General features: G+C 35.7%; 12 protein-coding genes and 2 tRNA genes. 7 read left to right on the top strand and 7 right to left on the bottom strand.

Annotation, left to right across the window (positions count from 1 at the left end; all coding sequences use genetic code 11):
- Nucleotides 1-14: 14 nt before the first annotated feature.
- From AB674_RS02190 to AB674_RS02180, 3 genes are all read left to right on the top strand, one after another.
- Nucleotides 15-88, top strand: a tRNA-Arg gene (locus AB674_RS02190).
- A gap of 94 nt (nucleotides 89-182) precedes the next feature.
- A tRNA-Arg gene (locus AB674_RS02185) sits at nucleotides 183-259 on the top strand.
- Between the two features lie 462 nt (nucleotides 260-721).
- The gene (locus tag AB674_RS02180; RefSeq protein WP_047773472.1) at nucleotides 722-1,462 is read left to right on the top strand and encodes a hypothetical protein; all 741 of its coding nucleotides are present in this window, start codon (nucleotides 722-724) and stop codon (nucleotides 1,460-1,462) included.
- 390 nt (nucleotides 1,463-1,852) lie between these two features.
- Here AB674_RS02180 and msrA read toward each other — a convergent pair whose 3' ends face one another.
- The 7 genes from msrA to AB674_RS02145 form a co-directional block, all read right to left on the bottom strand.
- The gene (gene msrA / locus AB674_RS02175) at nucleotides 1,853-2,332 is read right to left on the bottom strand and encodes a peptide-methionine (S)-S-oxide reductase MsrA (protein WP_316931875.1); all 480 of its coding nucleotides are present in this window, start codon (nucleotides 2,330-2,332) and stop codon (nucleotides 1,853-1,855) included.
- 104 nt (nucleotides 2,333-2,436) lie between these two features.
- A complete protein-coding gene (gene msrB / locus AB674_RS02170; protein ID WP_047773469.1) occupies nucleotides 2,437-2,886 on the bottom strand; it encodes a peptide-methionine (R)-S-oxide reductase MsrB in 450 nt (149 codons plus the stop codon).
- Nucleotides 2,887-3,085: 199 nt separating this feature from the next.
- Nucleotides 3,086-3,295 carry a hypothetical protein gene (locus AB674_RS02165; RefSeq protein WP_047773468.1) on the bottom strand — a complete coding sequence of 70 codons (210 nt, stop codon included), beginning with the start codon at nucleotides 3,293-3,295 and terminating at the stop codon, nucleotides 3,086-3,088.
- A gap of 85 nt (nucleotides 3,296-3,380) precedes the next feature.
- Nucleotides 3,381-3,869: a peptide-methionine (S)-S-oxide reductase gene (locus AB674_RS02160; protein WP_047773466.1), complete on the bottom strand. Its 489-nt coding sequence runs from the start codon at nucleotides 3,867-3,869 to the stop codon at nucleotides 3,381-3,383.
- A 69-nt stretch (nucleotides 3,870-3,938) separates the two neighbouring features.
- Nucleotides 3,939-4,430 (bottom strand): peroxiredoxin family protein, encoded by a 492-nt coding sequence (locus AB674_RS02155; RefSeq protein ID WP_047773464.1) that lies wholly within the window; start codon nucleotides 4,428-4,430, stop codon nucleotides 3,939-3,941.
- A gap of 112 nt (nucleotides 4,431-4,542) precedes the next feature.
- Nucleotides 4,543-5,469: an aldo/keto reductase gene (locus AB674_RS02150; protein ID WP_047773463.1), complete on the bottom strand. Its 927-nt coding sequence runs from the start codon at nucleotides 5,467-5,469 to the stop codon at nucleotides 4,543-4,545.
- Nucleotides 5,470-5,492: 23 nt separating this feature from the next.
- Nucleotides 5,493-6,326: an AraC family transcriptional regulator gene (locus AB674_RS02145; RefSeq protein ID WP_047773461.1), complete on the bottom strand. Its 834-nt coding sequence runs from the start codon at nucleotides 6,324-6,326 to the stop codon at nucleotides 5,493-5,495.
- Between the two features lie 426 nt (nucleotides 6,327-6,752).
- On the opposite strand from AB674_RS02145, the gene AB674_RS02140 reads away from it, so the two are divergent.
- From AB674_RS02140 to AB674_RS02125, 4 genes are all read left to right on the top strand, one after another.
- The gene (locus AB674_RS02140) at nucleotides 6,753-7,454 is read left to right on the top strand and encodes an outer membrane beta-barrel protein (RefSeq protein WP_047773459.1); all 702 of its coding nucleotides are present in this window, start codon (nucleotides 6,753-6,755) and stop codon (nucleotides 7,452-7,454) included.
- Nucleotides 7,455-7,468: 14 nt separating this feature from the next.
- The gene (locus AB674_RS02135) at nucleotides 7,469-8,200 is read left to right on the top strand and encodes an outer membrane beta-barrel protein (protein WP_047773767.1); all 732 of its coding nucleotides are present in this window, start codon (nucleotides 7,469-7,471) and stop codon (nucleotides 8,198-8,200) included.
- Between the two features lie 28 nt (nucleotides 8,201-8,228).
- Complete coding sequence (locus AB674_RS02130) at nucleotides 8,229-10,193, top strand: T9SS type A sorting domain-containing protein (protein ID WP_047773458.1); 1,965 nt, start codon at nucleotides 8,229-8,231, stop codon at nucleotides 10,191-10,193.
- A 71-nt stretch (nucleotides 10,194-10,264) separates the two neighbouring features.
- Nucleotides 10,265-20,035 (top strand): SpvB/TcaC N-terminal domain-containing protein, encoded by a 9,771-nt coding sequence (locus AB674_RS02125; protein ID WP_053004178.1) that lies wholly within the window; start codon nucleotides 10,265-10,267, stop codon nucleotides 20,033-20,035.
- Nucleotides 20,036-20,045: the final 10 nt, after the last annotated feature.

The following is a 20,045-nucleotide window of genomic DNA, read 5'->3' as shown; positions in this document are numbered from 1 at the left end:
TACAATTAGATAATGGACGCATAGCTCAGCTGGATAGAGCACCTGCCTTCTAAGCAGGCGGTCGAAGGTTCGAATCCTTCTGCGTTCACATTCAAAACCACTCGACAGAGTGGTTTTTTTGTTAATATCGTTGCAGATCAAGCAACTTCCTTCTAAACAGAAGGTTAGAAAATTGAAATTATGGACGCATAGCTCAGCTGGATAGAGCACCTGCCTTCTAAGCAGGCGGTCGAAGGTTCGAATCCTTCTGCGTTCACCAAAAGCCACTCCATCGAGTGGCTTTTTTGTTTTTATACGTTTCGGTAGAACTGGAATTTCCGTATTGAATTAAAGGATCAAAAGTTGTGGAAAAACAAAAATCTCGCAAAGTCGCGAAGCCGCAAAGATTAAAAAGGGTAGTTGCTCCGTTTGTTCTTTTAACGGAGGAGATCTGATTGAAAGCGAATAGATGAAGTAAATCACACAAAAAGTTTCGTATTGAATTAAAGCTGACAGGTTTTTGAAACCTGTCAGCTTTGGTTTTTTTGGGTATTTAATTTTTGACTTTCTTGTAATTTTTAGATTTGATCTGTTTTTATTTTATTTGTAATAAATTGGTAAACAGGTATTTGTACTTGATGGTAGAAGTGATTTAATGACTAATTTTATAAGAAATGTTCTTTTCTCTTGACTAAGGTTTGTTAGAATACTAATTCAGACTTTAAACTAAAAAACAATAATTATGGAAAATGTAAAAACTGAAAGTAAGTCATTATTCTTTTCGCGTTTTGTTATAATAGGAAAAGATTTAGCTGCATTATTAAGGGATTTTGTTCTTCTAATAGTTTTTCTTGCCTTAGTATTATGCCCTGAAACGGTTAATGATATAATAATTAGAGCAGGCTTTGAAGAAGGAAGTATTATTGGAATGAAATGGAAAAAAGGTATTACTAAGTCCGACATTGCATTGAAAGAAGCTCAAGGATCGATAGGTGTGATGCGTAAACAATTGGACAGTGTATCGAAAGTATTAAACGAAGCAAAAAAATTAACGGACAATATTGATTTGAAGAAAAAGATTGAAAAAGTTCAAATGAAAAACGGTGAGATTGAAAAAGAATCGAATTTGATTCAGAAATCTTTAAAAAAAACTATTTCGGCTAATGCTATTCTTGTGGAAAATGCCCAAAAAGCAGTTAATAGTAGTAATTCTTGGGGAGTAATACTTGGGGCTGATACTACACTTGCACAGGCGCAAGAGGAATGTAAGATTTTTGGGCGGAATTATTCTATTAAAAATACGGTTATTTACTACAGGCAAGGAGTTTATCGAACTATTGCGATTACTGAGGATAGGGATATTGCCAATGATATAAGAGTTAAGGCTATTAAAAGGCGTCCTGACTCCTATATTGTCCCAATGTATACTTGGTGTCAAAATTCAATTCAAAGAGAAGGATATATAGAATGTTCTAATAAATAAAAGTGCTGGGTAGATTAAAATAGAACTTAGGATTTGGTTTTCCAACTTTATTTTGCATTACTTATTTGTTATAATTCAGGTTTAAATTTGAGTAGTAAGATAGCAGATTTTGAAAATTATTGCTCCTCATTTAATTTTATATTATTTAGCTATCTTGAATAGAGGTAAGGGGAATATATATTATGCTTTAGTCCGTTGAACTGTTTCTTAAAAATGCGTGAGTGTAGGTGAAGTTTCCCGATCTCGTGCTGGTAATAATGAGCAATATAATTGCTTTAATTGTATATTTGTCTTATTTTTTTATAATCAATTAAAAGTGAAATAAGAACTTTACTCATAGAAATGAATAAAAAAAGCGAACTTCTTTTTAAGGAAATTCGCTTTTTTTGATTAATTAACTTTTTTAATCTGTTGGTATAACATTCTAAACTTGGCAAGTTTGGGTGCAATTACCGCCTGACAATAACCGGCATTGGGATTGTTTTTGTAATATTCCTGATGTGAAACTTCTGCAATATAAAACTCTTCGATTGGTTTTACTTCTGTAACAATCAGGTCATCAAAAGCTTCCTGTACTTCTTTTATGGCATTTTCGGCGATTTGTTTTTCAGCATCATTTTTGTAAAAAATAATACTGCGGTATTGTGTTCCGTGATCAGCACCTTGTTTGTTTAGCGTGGTTGGGTTATGTGTTGTTAGGTGAATAACCAATAATAGAGCTAATGGAACTTTTTGGGCATCATAAGTAATTTCAACAACTTCTGCGTGTCCAGTTCTACCATCGCATACTTCACGGTAGGTAGGATTTATTGTTGCTCCTCCGCTATAGCCGCTTTTAACGGCAATGACTCCTTCAACCTCAGAGAAAATGGCTTCTGTACACCAAAAACATCCTCCACCAAATACTATTTTTTTATATCACTCATAGCTGTTTTTTTTAAATTGATAAGTACTCAAGATTTTCCTGAGTAGTATTAAATGTTTTCTGTTTTTACTAGTGAAACTGCATTCGTGCAATATCTAAGTCCACTAGGTGCTGGACCATCGGGGAAAACATGACCCAAATGAGAATCGCAAATGTTGCAGGTAATTTCTACACGTACCATTCCAAATGTTACGTCTTTGATATAAGCAACGTTTTCTATAGCAACAGGTTGTGTAAAAGAGGGCCAACCTGTTCCGCTTTCGAATTTTTCACTCGAATCAAAAAGAGGAGTGTTGCAACATTTGCAAGCGTATTTCCCAGGTTCAAAAAAACTGCACATGTCAGAGCTGTGGGCTCTTTCTGTACCTTTTAGTCGTGTAATGCGGAATTCTTCTTCGGTTAGTAATTTACTCCATTCCTCAGGCGTTTTTTCTACTCTTTTTGGAGGAGTTGGATTTCCGTGATTGGCGTATTTTATAATATCGTTCCAGTTTAGCATGATGTTTTTTTTAAAGTTATAACTTGTTGGATGTAATTCGTTTTAACACATAGAAACATAGTTTTGAAAGTGATGCTTTATTTAAGGTGTGTTAATAAATTGTACACTTTGAGTTGTTATAGGTTTTATTTAAAAAATTAAAATTGTAATGAACTACTCCTTTCTAATGGTTCTTTTTTACTGTTTTTTGTAGTATAATTTAATATTCGTTTTTAACTTCATTTACGAAATTCAAGAATACTGATTTTGTAAATCGAACAAAAGTTTTGGTTTCGTGATCGTAACCAACCCATTTGTAGTGATTGCCGTACGGACATATAGGTGCTCCCTCAGTGGTACCTTTTACTAAAGAATACCGTGATTGGTCCTTGACGAATTGTTCTTTGTCTATTTTTACTAAATGGCTCATATCTATGATTTAGAGTACAAAGTTAGGACGAAAGAAAGCGTTACTTGTAGACCCGATTTCCTGCAAATTTGTTTATTTTTCCTTTTTAGTCTTTAAGGGTGTATTTGCTGTATTTTTGGAACAATAAATTTAGTTTCGGACGAATGTAAGTTTCACAAAATGGCGCTTCTTTTCGAGTTTTATAGTAGTTCAAAAATTCGTCTTTGTTTATTTTAAATTGTGCAAAAGGCAAAATTTGTGTAATGTACTTTTCTGTGTTTTCGATTTGTAATTCAGAAACGAAGTTTAAACTTTCCTCTTTTTGTTGCTCATTAAAATGGTAAATAGCACTTCTGTATTTGCTTCGCATACTGTGATTTGAAGTGCTGGCATGTGTAAGAAGATGGATCTCGATTAATGTTTTAAGTGAAATTAAATCAGTGTCAAAATGAACGATCACGGCTTCTGACCAATAATCCTGAGGCTCGACAGATTCAATCCAGCCTTGCTCGACCAATTCTACACCAATTAAAGTTTGAAAAACAGCTTCCGTACACCAATGACATCCGCCTCCAAATCCTATTTTAAGTTTCATTACGCGTTAATTTAATCTGTTGGTATTCGTTTCTTTTAATATCGTTTTTAGTTAGCTGTTCTGACTTTACTATTTTTTTCTTGATTTTAGAAAAGCAATTGCGCCTTCTACGTTGATGTGAAAATCTGAAAAAACAACTGTATCTTCTTCATCAATCAATAAAAACCAAGGTGTTCCTCCGGTTTGAAAATCCGTCATAACTGTCGCTCTTTTTTCCCCATAATCAGAGCCGTCATCGTGTCCAAACGGGATATTTAGATCGTATTTTAGTTGGTTTTCACGAAGTTTGTCGGCTGTGTTTTCATCAAAACCTTCAAAAACAGTCTGGACGGCAAAAAAGACAACATTTTTATCTTCTTGCAAAGCATCAACCATTTTTTTTAAAGAAGGCAATCCAATAGAATGACAACCCGGACACCAGTTTTGGAATCCGTAGATTATTTTAAATTTTCCTTTGTGATCCTTTAACCGAATCGGAGCTGTTTTATTTCCGTCTCCGTCAATCCAATAGTTTACTCGTAATTCAGCTGCTTTTGGGCTTGTTTTTTCTGTATTGCTCATATCTATTTGTTTTTTAGAGTGCAAAGTTCGTTCAAAACAAGACCTAATTAGTAGACTGGTTGTCCTTATCAATTGGCAATTTTTCCCTCTTTGTTTTTGTGGAAAGCAAACTTTATTGCCAACTCAGTTTTTTTCGATCTTCCCAATAGTCTTCAGGCGTTTGTTTTACGGTTTTTAGAAGTTCGATTTCATGATCTTCTAAAGAAAAAGAGTTTGCTTTAAGATTTTCGTTCAATTGATCCGGTTGTGTTACACCGCTAAGTACAGAGTATGGATTGAGTGTAGCGATTACAAATTGAAGGGCGATCGCATCAATACCTACATTATACTTAGTTGCTAGGTTTTGGTAAATTTGGAGGCCGTCATTTTTGTCTAAAAAGATACGGCCATTAGCCATTGCTTCTTTTATAATTACCTTTTTGAACTTTAGTTCTTCTTTTAATTTTAAAAGATTTTGCTCTAAGAGGTTGTAAGTAACCTGAAAAACATCAAATAGTGCTTCGTTATTGCATTTTATTTGAAGGGCTTTTTTAATGATTTCATTTTGATTTGCACCACTTGTAGAAAGGCCAATTTCGATGTTTCGTTCTTTTTTAATTTGGTGTAATTTTTCTAATACTTCTTGGTTTTCCAAAACACCGCTTTCTAATGTGGCTGAGTGAATTTGGTAAATTTGAATGTTTTTTAATCTTCCGAAAGTAGTTTTCGATTGTCTTTCCAGCGTTTCAAGTGTATGATTTTTTACTTCGTGTACTATTGCATTTTTGTCAAAATTGGCAACATAAGTGTATCCCCATTTACTTGAAATGATGATGTCTTTTGGCTGGAATTCAGCAATCCATTCTGATAGTATTTCTTCTGCAACGCCATAACTGGGTGCGGTATCAAAATGTCTGATTCCGGCTTGGTAAGCTTCGGTTAAAAAATGTTTTCCTTGCGTTTTAAAAACTGCCAAATCAAAATTCCTATCTGAAATGGAATTGTTTTTAATATTGATATAGTGAGGCCTGCCAATGGCTGCCATTCCTAGTCCGATCATAGTTTTATTACTTTTAAACAAATTCAAAGCGTATTTTTTTTGCGATATTGTATGGGGGCTATTTTTTCGTTCTTTTTGAAAAAACGACTAAAGGTCTGAATGTCATTAAAACCTAATTCATAAGCAATTTCAGAAATGTCTTTATCGGTATAAGAAATTAAACGGCGTGCTTCGAGCATGATGCGTTCCTGAATGAATTTGAGGGGCGATTTTGTTCCCAGTTTCTTAAACGTATTGGAGATTGTTTTCGGGGATTTGTAAATAAGGGAAGCATAATCCGCAACAGTATGTTTGCTTCTGAAATTAGTCTCTACCAGGAAATTGAAATTCCGTATCAAATCATTTTGTTCTGTACCCGTAATGCTGCTCAGGGATTGCATTTTGTAAACTCTGGTGCAGGTAATCAATATTCGTTTAAGCATCATTTGCAACATCTCGAGCTGAAGACTGTCTTTCATTTCAAATTCCAAAGTAGCCATTTTCCACGCCGTTTGCATTATATCTAATGGTATTTCATTAATTTTTATGATGGGTAATTTTGCCGCTGCTCCATAATATAAGATTCCTTTGCATCCAATTTCGCTGTCATGATCTAAAACGCAGTAGAATGATTTGTTGAATCTCAGTAAATTAATGGTCTTGACATTGTCATACTCAAGTCTGTGAAATTCCGTTAGAAAGACGATTTCATTTTTTTCAAAAGTATAAGGTATTCCATCTATTGTAAGTTTGTTTTGATCAGATGTAAACCAAATAAGAAGCAGGGTTTGTGTTTTTGTGTTTTTTAAAAAATTGCTATTGTGACTATCGATTTTTTGTAGTTCAAAGTACTCTCCATTTTTTCCATCATATACCATCGCTCTGAGTTAAGTTATTATTTGATTTTAAAAAGTTACTAAATAACTAAGTTACTTATTTAATTCTGATTATTTTGGATCATCAACGCTAATAATGTTTTGCAGGTCTAAGTGTTCTGATTGAATGCGTCTAATAATGTACAATCTTCTAAAATGAGTATATTTAAGGAAACTATTTTACGGGTCTGCTGAATTGAAAATTTGTACGCTCATAATACTGTTAAATGTAAAAATTTTCTACGGTATTTTTTTTGAAAGTTTTTTATTACGTTATCTTTTCTAGCCTTTTATTTACGGATCTCTATTGTACCAGTTTTTGGTTGTTTGACGGGAAAAAGACTCCTTTTGACAGATTAATTTGTTGTTTGTCGATTATTTTGATCGGGTATTCTATTATTAATACATATATTCGCAAAAATTTTTTGCATGAAAGTAATACAATACGTATCAATTTTTTTTTGTTTTTTTACTACAGCCCTTTACAGTCAAAATGAGTCCAATATAACCTACGGTTTAAAATTTGGCGCACTACATTCTAAAATCAGTAATCTGCCGGAAAGCATAAAAGGCAGAGACAATACATTTGACAACAGCGTTATGCAAAGTAAAGGCACTTACGGTTTAGAAGGTGGCTTTTTCTTAAATTTCAAACTTCATGATACCCGCGTTGCCATACAACCGGAGATTCTGTTCAGACAATCCGGTGAGAAAGTTTCTTATCGCGATGCAGTAGGAAAAGAATTTGAATTAGGACTCAATTACTCTTATTTAGAAATTGGTGCTTTGTATAAAGTTTATCCTTACGAAGGATTAAATCTGGGTTTTGGTGCTTTTTATGGCATTAGTTTATCTCCTAATAATGTTACTTATACTTCGAATGAAGCCGGAGGAATGTACGATGTTGCGACAAGACAGTTTTACCAGGACGGTCTTAACGGAGCGGATGACTTTTCGCTGTGTTTTGCGGTTGGGTATGAATTGCATAAAAGTATACATTTTGATATGCGCTATTATTTAGGTGTAAAAGATGTAGTAAACAGTAATGCTTCCTCTTTTCAGTTTATCGAAAATCAAAACAAGAGCAGTGTCTTTTGTTTCTCTTTAGGTTATAGTTTTCATCAATGGTAATTTCAATTAAAAAAATGAAAAAATTTATTTTGCTTCTTCTTTTAGTAAGCACAAAATCTTTGTTTGCGCAAGGCGACAGAGAGATTACGTATGGCTTTTTTGCAGGTGGAATTTATTCTAAAATGTCTAATCTTCCTGATGTGATAGTACCCAAAGGAATTTATCAGGGATATTCGCTGGAGGAAGAAGGAAAGTTTGGTGCAACAACGGGATTTGTAATTAATTGGAAATACCCGTATGCCAATGTGGCTATTCAGACCGAAGTTTCTTATTCCATGCAGGGGACAGATTTAAATTATAGAGATAATAAAGGACTTCAATACAAAATGACTTTTGGATACAGTTATATAAACGTTGGAGCGTCTTTTAAATATTATCCGATTGAAGGTTTTTATGTTGGTGTCGGGCCTTATATAGGTTTTAATCTGGACAGCAATAATATTAAATATACTTCTAACGCTCAGCAAGTATTTGGTAATTCAGGTGTTTATTTTGAGCCGGACGCCAATGTACAGAAAGTACTGAAAGAGTCCCTTACCGGTAAGAATTATTTTTACGGAATGTTGTCTGCAGGATACGAATTCAGTTCGAATTTGTCTGTTGGTGCCCGTTATACTTTAGGACTTACGGATGCTTTAACTACCGAAGAAAATGGCCATCGTTACAGTGAAAACAAAAATAAAATGAACAGTATTTCATTGATTATTGGATATTCATTTGATTTTGATGACCTGGGTAATTTTTAATAAACGATCATCTTGAAAATCAGGAGATATGAATAAGAAGATTTTTTTACTGCTAATGCTGCTGTGCACAACAGCAGGTAGTTTGGTTTTTGCACAACAAAAAAGCGTACCCGGCAATGTTCAGGAACCTTTTTTTTGGATAAAATCAAGAGCCAATAACGACGCTTATTATTGGGAAAGCCTTACTAAAACAGAAGCAAAAGTTCCAACAAATACGCAGAAAGGAACGGCTTTTAATTTTAACCCCAGTATTATTTTTGATACCGCTCAGGATTCTTTAGTCCTGCCTTTGGGCGTTAACAGCAAAAAAAAGCAAACCGTATTTATGGTTTATAAAGTAAAAGACAGTTTGAAAGAACAACTTTTATGGACGATAAATGATACTAAAAAAACGGTTTCTGTTGCAACAAATAAACGCCTTGTTGATTTGAAAAAATACAGTTACAGGTCGTACAATGAAAAAGTCAAACTTCAAAAGGCGAATATTCATTTTTTCCAGCAAAACATAACCGACACTGTTGCGAAACCTTCTTCGCTGACTATTGGTTTAAAATCTAAATTTGAAAAATTACCACCCGAAGAATTCAACGGAAACATAAGCGAAATTTTGGTTTATAACCGTGTTTTATCAGGTGTTGAAACTCAGAAAGTAGCGAGTTATCTCGCGGTTAAATACGGTATTTCACTGTCACAGTTTGAAATCAAAAACTATCTCAACAGTTCGGGGATGACTATTTGGGACAATGATAAACACAAAGGATTTCAGTCTTCGATTACGGCAGTAGGGCGAGACGATGTCAGTGGATTGCTGCAGCTAAAAAGCAGTAATATGGCCGAAGAAGGTTTATTGACCATGGAACTTAAAAGTAAAACGAACAAAATCCCAAATGATTATTTTGTTTTTTGGAGTGATAATGCAAAAAATCTTCTCGTAAAAAAGCAAGAACAAGGAGAGCCAGTGGGTGTTGACAGACAATGGCAACTGGATTTCACAGGTACTTCAGATCTAAGCCTGGATTGGACTTTTGATCCAAAATTTATCAAAGGTACTTTACCTAAAGACACTTATTACTGGTTGTTGGTAGATCATTCGGGAAAAGGAACTTATGAGGAGAATAATTCCGAGTACATTAAATTAGGAAGCACATCGAGTAAAGAAAAATTGGTACTAAAAGATTTTAACTGGGATCAGCAAAAATCAGGCAGTGTTAAATTTACTTTGAAAATAGCGCCTCAAATGTTCAGTCGTGTTTGGATTACGCAGGCAAATTGTGGTGTAAATGCTTCAGGAGAATTAAATTATACGATTGAAGGTGGAGAAGGCCCCTTCACAGTAACCGTTAAAAAACAAGGAACTGAAACCATTTTAAAACAATGGAGCCAAACAGCAAAAAGCAGCAACGGAGTGAAACTTTCTTCGGGGAATTATGATTATATCGTAAGAGATGCCAAAGGAAATTTATATTCGGAAACTGTTTTTGTGGCAGACAAACAAGGTACAGTACCCAACTTAAAACCAGAATATCAATTAACAAACGGAAACGCTTTAACGCTGGACGCAAGTCTTGGTTTGCCAACCGGGAATTATGAATATGAATGGTATTACGAGGGTAATTTTATCGATAATAATCCTAAAATTCTCGTAGATCAGCCGGGTAATTATGAGTTAAGATTATCTAATGAGCAGGAATGTAAAACGTCAAGTAAAATTGCAATTGCGACAGATGGAAAGGAAAATACAGACTCAAGTGTATTGATTTTATATCCTAATCCTACTGTTGACGGTCATTTTACTATTGCCATGCAGTTTGCCACAAAAACAAATGCCACGGTTAGTATTTATAGCCCAACGGGTACTTTGGTACAACAAAAGCAGTTTTCTCAGATTGAAAATTACATTTACGATGATGTGATTAAAGCTTCATCAGGAATGTATCTCGTTACCGTTAATTCAGATTTCGGAACAAAGACTTTTAAAGTTATTGTGCGATAATCTGACCGCTTAAAATTTAAATATTTTATACGAATAAATAAAATAAACGATTGCTCCCAGTCGATTACTATATGAAAAATAAAATTATAATTCTTGTCCTTTTAGTAAGCTCCTTTTTGTTTGCAGTGAATTTTAAGAACTATCCTGTAGTTTCTTCGTTTGCACAAGATCTTTTTGAAAATGAAAACGAAAGTAAAGTTCCAGTAACAGATTCAATTGATACAGCTCCAAAAGCAGCTAATAAAATAAAAGTATTTGATGCCGATATCAAAGAAGGTTTTATTGGGGTAAAAGACGAATCGGATACGGATGATGCCTACGATAATGTTTTTCATCTTGCGATAAACGAGATGCCTACTGTTTATGAAAATGCTTATTTGGAGTATGAATTATACGGTTACGATCAGTCAGCTTCGATCTCGAGAAGTTTAAATAATCAGGCAAGTATCGGGGGACAATTTTTGTCTAAGAATACGAGTTGGAGTTTACAATCAGAATTGCTTTCAGAAAAGTCTTTGAGACAAGGAGATAACGTAATATTGTTCACCGCTCCCGAAGGAACTTCGAATAATTATAAAGTTAAAAACGTACAAATTGTATATCGTCCTTTGAAACTTTCGAGTACGTATACTTTATTGAAATCGGATGATAAATTGTATATCAAAGGAACTAATTTTCCTTCGCATATTAGCAAATTGAGTATTGATGGTATTGCTGTTAATGTCAATCAGCCGGAGTTTGAATTGATTTTGGATCGTAATGATTTAAATTCGGATCAATATGTTACGGTTTATAAAGAAACCACAACAGGAGTTGGTAGCACTGAAAAATTAAAAATCAATGATTTCTTAAAAGTAGCTAGTTTCAGACCGCTTGAAAATGCTAAAGAAAGTTTTTCTAAGACCATTGATTTTAAAACGGCTAATACCCTTTCGTATAAAGATTTTTTTGCAGTTTTCCCATTAGGAGCATTAAAATCAGATGTTCAGGTGTCGGTAAGAGGCTTGCGTAAAATTGATATTGCACCTTTAAACTCCGCAATGGTTAACGTTACGGGAGCAAATGCCGGATTTAGATTATTGCCGCACGGAACTCTTTTCGAAAAAGCGGTACGTTTATCACTTCCATTTGATAAAAAAGCAATTCCGGAAGGTTATACGGAGAAAGATATCAATGTCTTTTATTTTGATGAAAACAAACGTCTTTGGCAAGAAGTAAGCAAAGATTCGTTAGACATTAAAAGAGGAATTATCACTGCGAAAACAACACATTTCACGGATTTTATTGCCGGAATTATAAAAATGCCCGAATCTCCTGAAACTTCAGGGTATACACCAACAAGTATAAAAGATTTAAAAGCAGCAAGTCCGCTAGTTGGAATTCAATCGATCGCACCACCTTCAGCAAACGGAAGAGGAACGATGAGTACTGGTTTTAGTATTGTTTTACCAAGTGGAAGAGGGGGTATGCAGCCTTCGTTTAATTTGCAGTATGATAGTGATGGCGGGCACAGTTGGGCAGGAACGGGTTGGGATGTTTCGGCTCCTGCAGTAAGTATAGAAACTCGTTGGGGGGCACCACGTTATGATGCTCAAAACGAAACAGAAAGTTATGCGATTGCGGGCGAACAGTTAATCCCTAATTCACATAGAGCGACCTGGGTAGGCAGAACAGCAGACAAACAGTTTTATCCAAGAAGAGAAGGCGCTTTCCAGCAGATTATCAGAAAAGGATCTTCGACTAAAGATTATTATTGGGTGGTAAGAGACAAAAGCGGTGTCGCCAGTTATTACGGTGGAAATGCATCCGGTCTGGCAACAAATGCAGTATTGCAGGACGCTTCGGGAAATATTGGTCATTGGGCACTTTGTTTCCAAGTCGATTTAAAAGGAAACTCGGTAAGCTATGAGTACGATAAAAAAGACGGAGAGCTGTATCTTAAAAATGTCTATTACACCGGTTTTGGATCAGAAAAAGGAAATTACAGTGTCTCTTTCATTAAAAATAGCGATTTAGGAGAAGTAAACAGACCCGATGTTCAGGTTTCGGCCAGACTTGGTTTTAAACAAACAAACAATCAGTTGTTGCGAAAGATAGAAGTTCGCTATAAAAACCAAATGATTCGCAGATATGAACTGAATTATAAAGAAGGGGCTTTTAAGAAAACCTTACTGAAATCGGTTGCAGAATACGATTCAGAATCGAAATTATTCTACACGAATACGCTGGATTATTTTGATGATGTACGAGAGACTTCAGGTAAATACAATCCTTTTGGACCCGAGCAGGTATGGAGTGTTCCAAGTGATAATATCAAACAGGGATTCACAGGAATTAAAGACTTTGAAAGCAATCATACTTTAGCCGGAAGTACCAATGGAACTTCAACCGGAATCAATTACAGAATAGGTATAGGACTTCCTACTTTAGGGACTTTTAAATCGAACACGATAGGACCACACGGAGGAAATAGCTGGGGATCATCAGACGTTTCTGTCGTTTTACAAGACTTAGACGGAGATTCATTTCCAGATAAAATTTTTAAGATTGGTAATGATGTTTATTATCGAAAAAACTTATACGGTTCAGGGCAGAATGCCTTTGGAGAAGCGATTCGTATTGAGAACCTGGGGAATTTAGGTTTTACGAAATCAAAAACATTCAGTTGGGGAGTTGACGCGACCGTAGGTTTTGGATCGGCTTCTGTAAATGTCGGTTATGACGAACAGCGCTCGACCAATAAAACCCAAAGTTACTTTATGGACTTTAACGGGGATGGACTGGTAGATTTTGCAGATGGCGGGAAAGTATATTACAACCGTATTATCAATGGTGTACCTCATTTTCTACCCAACAGTTCAGGAACTCCTTCGCCTGTTTCGGGTGATGGAAATCTAATTATAACGACTCCGGATCGTACTCAGGAATTACAGGAATTATTAGATAAAAATCCTTTGCATGATGTGGTAAGAGTATGGCAGGCTCCGGCAACGGGAGAAATTACTGTGACCCAAAGTTTTGCCTTACTAGAAGATCTTTCCGTAGAACGTCAACAGTATAAAACGCGTGACGGACAGGGGAAAGCAGATGGTGTGCATTTGTATTTTCAAAAAAACAACAATTTGATATGGGATCAGGTTATTGGAGCTGATGATTATACATTAAAAATAAAACCGGCTACAACTTTGTCCGTTCAAAAAGGAGAACGTTTGTATTTTAGAGTAAGTTCTATAAAGGATGGTAACTATGATAAAGTGGTTTGGGATCCAAAAATAGAATATACCAAAGCAATCGATTATTATAACGAGAGCGGGATTGTAAGAAATAAATTGATTGATGTTACTACTGTTACAGATGCAAATTTATTGTCTTTAAAAACCTATCAGGCTTCGAAAGACTTTTTTGTAAGTTCATCCAATCCGATAATAGTTCCAAAAGCCGGATTGATTCGTTTTTCAGGGCAATTTAAAAAACCGCTGACATCAGATCACGTTACTTTAAAAGTGGTTAAAACGGTAGTGGGTTCGGTAAACGAAACGGTGTTGTACGAAAAGAGATTTTTAGCTTCAGAAATTGTTACTTTAGATTTAGCGACACTTAGTTTTGCTATTGCTGAAGACAATGCTTTTGTGCGAATGAGGATTGAGACGGTTACGAATATTGATTTGAAAGCATTGGTGGTTAATCCAACCGTTACGATTCCCGGAGTAGCAGGAACAAGACCCGAAGACAATATTAAAAAGGTAGAGATCTCGCATTCGTTTTATAATAAAATTGATGGAAACTATATTATAACAGGAAAGAAACCTACTATTAACGGTAGATTAAATCTATCTGTAAATCCGGCAGCTTACCAGTTAATTGCAGGTCCTGCCGCTTCAAGATACAATGGTAGACTAGTAATTTCTGCCAAACAGGGCACTAATTTAGTGGCTAGAAAAACGTTTAATGTTGTCAATGGAACATTGGTAGAAACGACTTCCGTTTTTGATGGGACGTACGTCTATGCAGAGGCTAAAAAAGACCTCCCAATTGAATTGGAACTCTATGTAAGCGATCCAACTTTAACAGATATTGTCAGAGCTTATCCTAAAAATAATGCGCTACAAATTGCTTATAATATGGTTGATGCGGTCACAGATCCATTACTACCTGTGGTTTGGAATGACACTACAACTGAGTTTTCAATTTACAGTAACCTGCCATCGGAAGCCATTACTTTAGGGTTATTGTACCGAAATTGGGGAAGTTTTATTGTAAATGGAAATCTTGCCGGTACTACAATTGACCAGACGAGATTAAAACCGCAGACCAATAGTGTAGACCCAAACAATTTTCCGGATTTAAACAATCTGAACCCAGATGCGATGCCTCCGGGCTTTGAAAGTTTCAAAGATTATTTCACGCAGTCTACCCAGATTTATTCCGAAAATATAGTATTTGGTGCAGAAAAAGCATCTTTTATTCAAAATGAATTTATTGGAAGTTCCCGTTTAGGAGAAGACGATATAGCGGAGTATGTCGATTTTTCGTTGCCTCCAAACAATTTAGCAGGAGGGGCGACCGCAGCATTTGATATGATTACCGAAAGCAAAAGTAAAAGTTTTGCTGCCGGTGCCAGTGCAGGCCCTGTTGGAGGAGGTTTGAGTACTTCTAAAGGAGACTCGTATGTGGTGCAGACTATGAGTGATTTTAACGGTGATGGTTTCCCCGATTATATCAGGGACGGTCAGGTGCAGTTTACCTCGCCTACAGGAGGACTTACAGGAAATAAAGCTGCGATAGGTGATTTTAGCCACTCCGAAAATACAGCTCAGGGAGGCAGTTTGTCCGGTAGTTATAGTCATGGTTCACCTGCAAATTCACTACAGTTAAGTGTCAGTAAAGCGGCTGTTACAAAAAATTACATGCAAACAGGAGCCTCCGGAGATGCCGAAAAAGGAGGAAAATCCGTTTCCTTAGGTGGTAACATAGGAAAAGGAGAAGACCATTCCGAGCAGGTATTTTCAGACGTAAACGGTGATGGACTGGCAGATAAAATTATAGCTGACGGAAGAGTGTCTTTAAACACCGGATATGGCTTTTTACCCGAAGAAAACTGGACGAATCTTAATTTTATCAATAAAGGAAAGTCAAAGGATTTTAGTGCCAATTTAGGATATAGCATCTATAATGGTTCTTTCTCCGGTGGTTTGAATTACGGAAGTTCTGTTTCTGACGGGACAAATACCTTTATGGATGTAAACTCAGACGGATTAGCAGACAAAATTACCTATCGCGACAATGATGTTTTGGTTGAATTGAATATGGGTAATTATTTTGGTGCCCCTATTACTTATCCAAAATATTCGGCGATGTCAAGAAATAAATCCGTTAGTTACGGAGCCAGTATTGGTGTTTCTTATGACATTCCGTTGGTTCCACCAATTATTGTTATGAAATTAACACCAAGTATCGGTGGTAGTTTTGGAGCCAGTACATCTCGTTCCGAAGCTTCATTTTCTGATGTCGATGGGGATGGCAACATAGATTACATTGTGTCAAAAGATCAGAATAATTTAATTGTACGTCTTTCAAACATAAAAAGAACCAACAAATTAAAAAGCGTTACCAACGCGGCCGGAAACAGCTATGTGGTCGAATATGAGTTATTAAAGCCAACATATGAAAATCCTGCGTCTAAATGGGTTTTGCAATCCGTTGATATTTTTGATGGACATATTGGTGATGGTATTGATCATTCGATTACTAAGTTCAGATATGAAAATGGTTATTTTGATCGTCGTGAAAGAGAATTTTATGGTTTCGGAAAAATAATTCAGGAGCAAATTGATGCAGCCGATAATTCAGTTTTTTCAACTTTTATTGAAGAATTTTACAATCAGGATTATTTCAGAAAGAATCTTCTAAGATATAGTGCTAAGATTGACAAAAATAATAAAACACGTCAGGAATCAGAAAACGAATATAGTTTTATAGATGTGGCTACACAGGCAAGTGTTTCGGTTTCTGACTTGAATTTACCGGTGTGCGATGCCAAACGTATTTTTGTTGGATTGATACATACCAATCAAAAATCGTATGAAGGAGGAAGTGAGTATCTGGAAACTAACCTTTTTAATACTTATGATGCTAAAGGAAACATTACGCAATATGAAGATTTAGGGAATGGTAGTGCAGATGATAAGGTTACCGCTAAAATTACTTATCATGAGAGTACGACACCTTATTACAGTGGAATTGCAAAACAATTAGAAGTATATACTATTGAAGGATTACGTCGTAAAAGAGTAACAGAAATAAAAGCGACAACAGCTGACGTTACCCAAATTAGAAATTACAGCGCAGCGGATAAGATCGCAATTACTGATTTTATCTACGATGCATATGGGAATCTTCAGAAAATAACGGGGCCAGAAAACCACAAAGGGCAACGTATGACACTCGATTATACATATGATGCTGAAAATCATAGTTTTCTAACCGAAATAAAAGATGCTTTTGGATATCATAATACAATGGAATATGATTATCGTTTTGGAGATCTATTAAAAACGACTGATCGTAATGATCAGAGTACAGAATATAAGCTTGACGCCAAAGGTCGTACGGAATTGGTTCGTGGCTCTTATGAAATTGCCAGTGGAAAACCGTATACGATTTTTTACGAATATTTTCCGGAGGCAAAGGTACCATATTCTAAAACAAGAAATTATGATCCTGAATTGGATAAAGATATTGAAACTTACAGTTATACAGACGGGTTAGGACGGGCTTTGCAAGTTAAAAAAACAGCAAGTTTATTTACACAATCCGGCAGTCCTGATCAAGAAGCACAAATTATATCAGGTAAAATTATTTACGATGGTTTAGGACGTCCGACAGCGAGTTTTTATCCAACAACGACGAGTGTAATAGATAACAATTTTAGTACAGGGGTTTCAAATATAATGCCGACTAAAACGGACTATGATGAAATGGGACGTCCCGTTAAAGAAACCTTACCGGATGGAAGTTATAATACAACGAGTTTTGCTTTAGATAACATTGATGGTTTGCCAGTTTTACGTGCCACACAGACGGATGCCTTAAATAACACTATTCAAACCTTTACCGATGCTAAGGGAGAAAATATTGCTAGTCAGCACAATGATTTGCTGACTAAGTTTGAGACAAATGCGTTGGGTGAAACTGTAAAAGTAACTGATGCAATGGATCATGTTACTAAAAGTAGCTATGATTGGTTGGGGAGACGCGTTGAGTATATAAATCCGGACGCTGGAACAACAACGACAAAATACGATTTGGCAGGAAACATGACTTCCCGAATTACACAGGATATTAAAAATACAGTTCCAAATGGTGGTGCGATACAATATGAATACAATTTTAACCGACTTGAAAGTATAAAATACCCTAAAAATCCACAGAATAATGTACAGTATAATTTCGGTAAAGCTGACGGAACTGCATCCCGCAGAGGAAGGTTATGGTTTGTTCAGGATGCAAGTGGGGGACAAGAGTTTTTTTACGGAAAACTAGGTGAAATCGAAAAAGAAATTCGTACACTTCGTATTACTCCTACAGATGTACAAACCTATATTTCGCAGTTTGAATATGATACTTGGAATCGTATGCAAAAAATGACTTACCCGGATGGAGAAGTAGTTGATTACACCTATAATCGTGCTGGAAACCTGCAAAGTATGCAAGGTAAAAAAGAAAGTCATGTATATGATTATATAAAACAATTGTCGTACGATGAATTTGAACAGCGTAAGTACTTAAAATATGGAAATAATACAGAAACGAACTATACTTACGATTCGTCCATGCGCAGATTACAGCAGTTACAGGTCAAAAGTGGTTCGCGACAAGTGTTTGACAATTCGTATAGTTATGATTTAGAGGGTAATGTATTAAGCATAAAAAATGTTGCGCCTATTGTAAACAATACTCTTGGAGGTACAGCTTTGCACGAATATCAATATGATGGATTTTACAGGCTAAAATCAGCGAAAGCAACCTATCAGGGAGAATTTGTTAAAGCACAGTATGAGCTGAATATGAGCTATAATAAAATGCATAATATTACCAAAAAAGATTTGGTACATATCGTGAACAATGAGCAAAAAGGTTATGTTTTAGATTATAATTATGATAATGAACTTCATCCTAACGCTCCTAATAAAATTGTAGAAGCAGGAAAGACTGAACCAAGAGAATATGTTTATGATGGTAACGGAAACCCAACGAGTTATTCTGAATCTCAGAGTTTCAGAAAAATGACATGGGATGAAGAAAATCATTTGATGGGAATTAATGATAACGGACGAATACATCAATATACTTATGATTCAAATGGAGAGCGTGTAATAAAGAGTAGTGGTGACAGTCAAAACATAGCCATTAATGGTCAAACTGCTGCAACGATAGTTCATTCGGATGATTACACGGGTTATGTAAGCCCTTATTTCGTAATCAGCAAAGGGAAATTTACGAAGCATTATTATGAGAGTATGCGACGTATAGTAAGTAAGCTGGGTAATGGTGCGTTTGCACAACCATTAGGTATAACAGCCGGAGGTATAAACTATACGAAGCGAACTGCTGAACAGCAAAAAGCTTTGGATGCTTATGTAAAAAGTTTAGGCGTGCCTCCCGGGCCACCAACACAACATGGGATTTATGGAACACCTGAATTTACCGGTGACCCATATCCAAGTGAAGTTCTTAAACCAGTAGAGGAAAATCAGGAACCACCGGAAGGCTGGCCGAGAAATCCAATTTTCAACGCACCGGGTGATGTACCGGGACCACCCGTACAGTTTGGTCCGCCAATTGAACCAACAACAGTTAAAGCAGGTCAAGGTTTTACCGGAATTGGTTTGCCTGAAAATGATATTTTTTATTTTCATCCCGATCATTTAGGAAGTACGTCATACATTACTGTTAAAAACGGTAGTGTAAGTCAACATGTCGAATATGTTGCTTTTGGTGAAATACTGTTTGAGGAGCATAATTCGTCATTTTCTTCTCCTTATTTATTTAATGGAAAGGAATTAGACAGAGAAACAAACTTATCTTATTACGGAGCCAGATACCTGGACATGAAAACCAGTATGTGGTTGTCTGTGGATCCCTTGACTTTAAGAGAAGACTTTTTTGAAGCAGATGAAGAGAATCAATCGTCTACCGTTTTTAATCCTCAAAATCTTTCTTCTTATGTTTATTGTTATCAATCGCCAGTAAAATTTAATGATCCTGATGGGGAAAACCCTATATTAGGAGCCGTTTTAGGAGCTGCTGTTGACTATGGTATTCAAGTTGCTTCAAATTATGCTCAGGGTAAAAGAGGGATGGATGCATTTACTAAAAACATAAATTTATCCTCCATAGCGCTTTCTGCCGTTGAGGGTGGACTTACGTCAGGTGGAAGTGTAATAAAGAAAATAGCGGTTAAAAGTGCTGTTTTAGTGGTTAATAATGTTGTCGAAATTAAAACAAATGATAAAGGAGGCTTTGAAGCAAAAGTGGATAAGAACCCTAGAAATATTATTAAAAATATAGCTATTGATGCCACTGTAAATGGTCTTGCTAAAGGGGTAGGAACGAAAGGAGTTAAATTGCTTTCAAAAGCTGATATCAATAAAGGTACAATCGCTAAAACAATTAAAAAAGTTATTAGAGCAAGCGGCGGACGAGTAACTCGTGATGTAAATAATAAGGTTAAGAAGTTTTCAACAAAACTAATAGAACAAACAGCAAAAACTTTAGAAAATACGGCAAAGGCCGCTACATTAAAAACTGTTAATGATGCAAAAGACAAAACAAATGAATAATAAGAAAAAG

Origin of the sequence: Flavobacterium sp. ABG, from assembly GCF_001027725.1 — a bacterium.
In the GTDB taxonomy this organism is placed as follows: Bacteria; Bacteroidota; Bacteroidia; order Flavobacteriales; family Flavobacteriaceae; genus Flavobacterium; species Flavobacterium cupriresistens.
The sequence above is the reverse complement of the archived record's forward strand: the minus strand, read 5'-3'. Positions and strand labels throughout refer to the sequence as shown.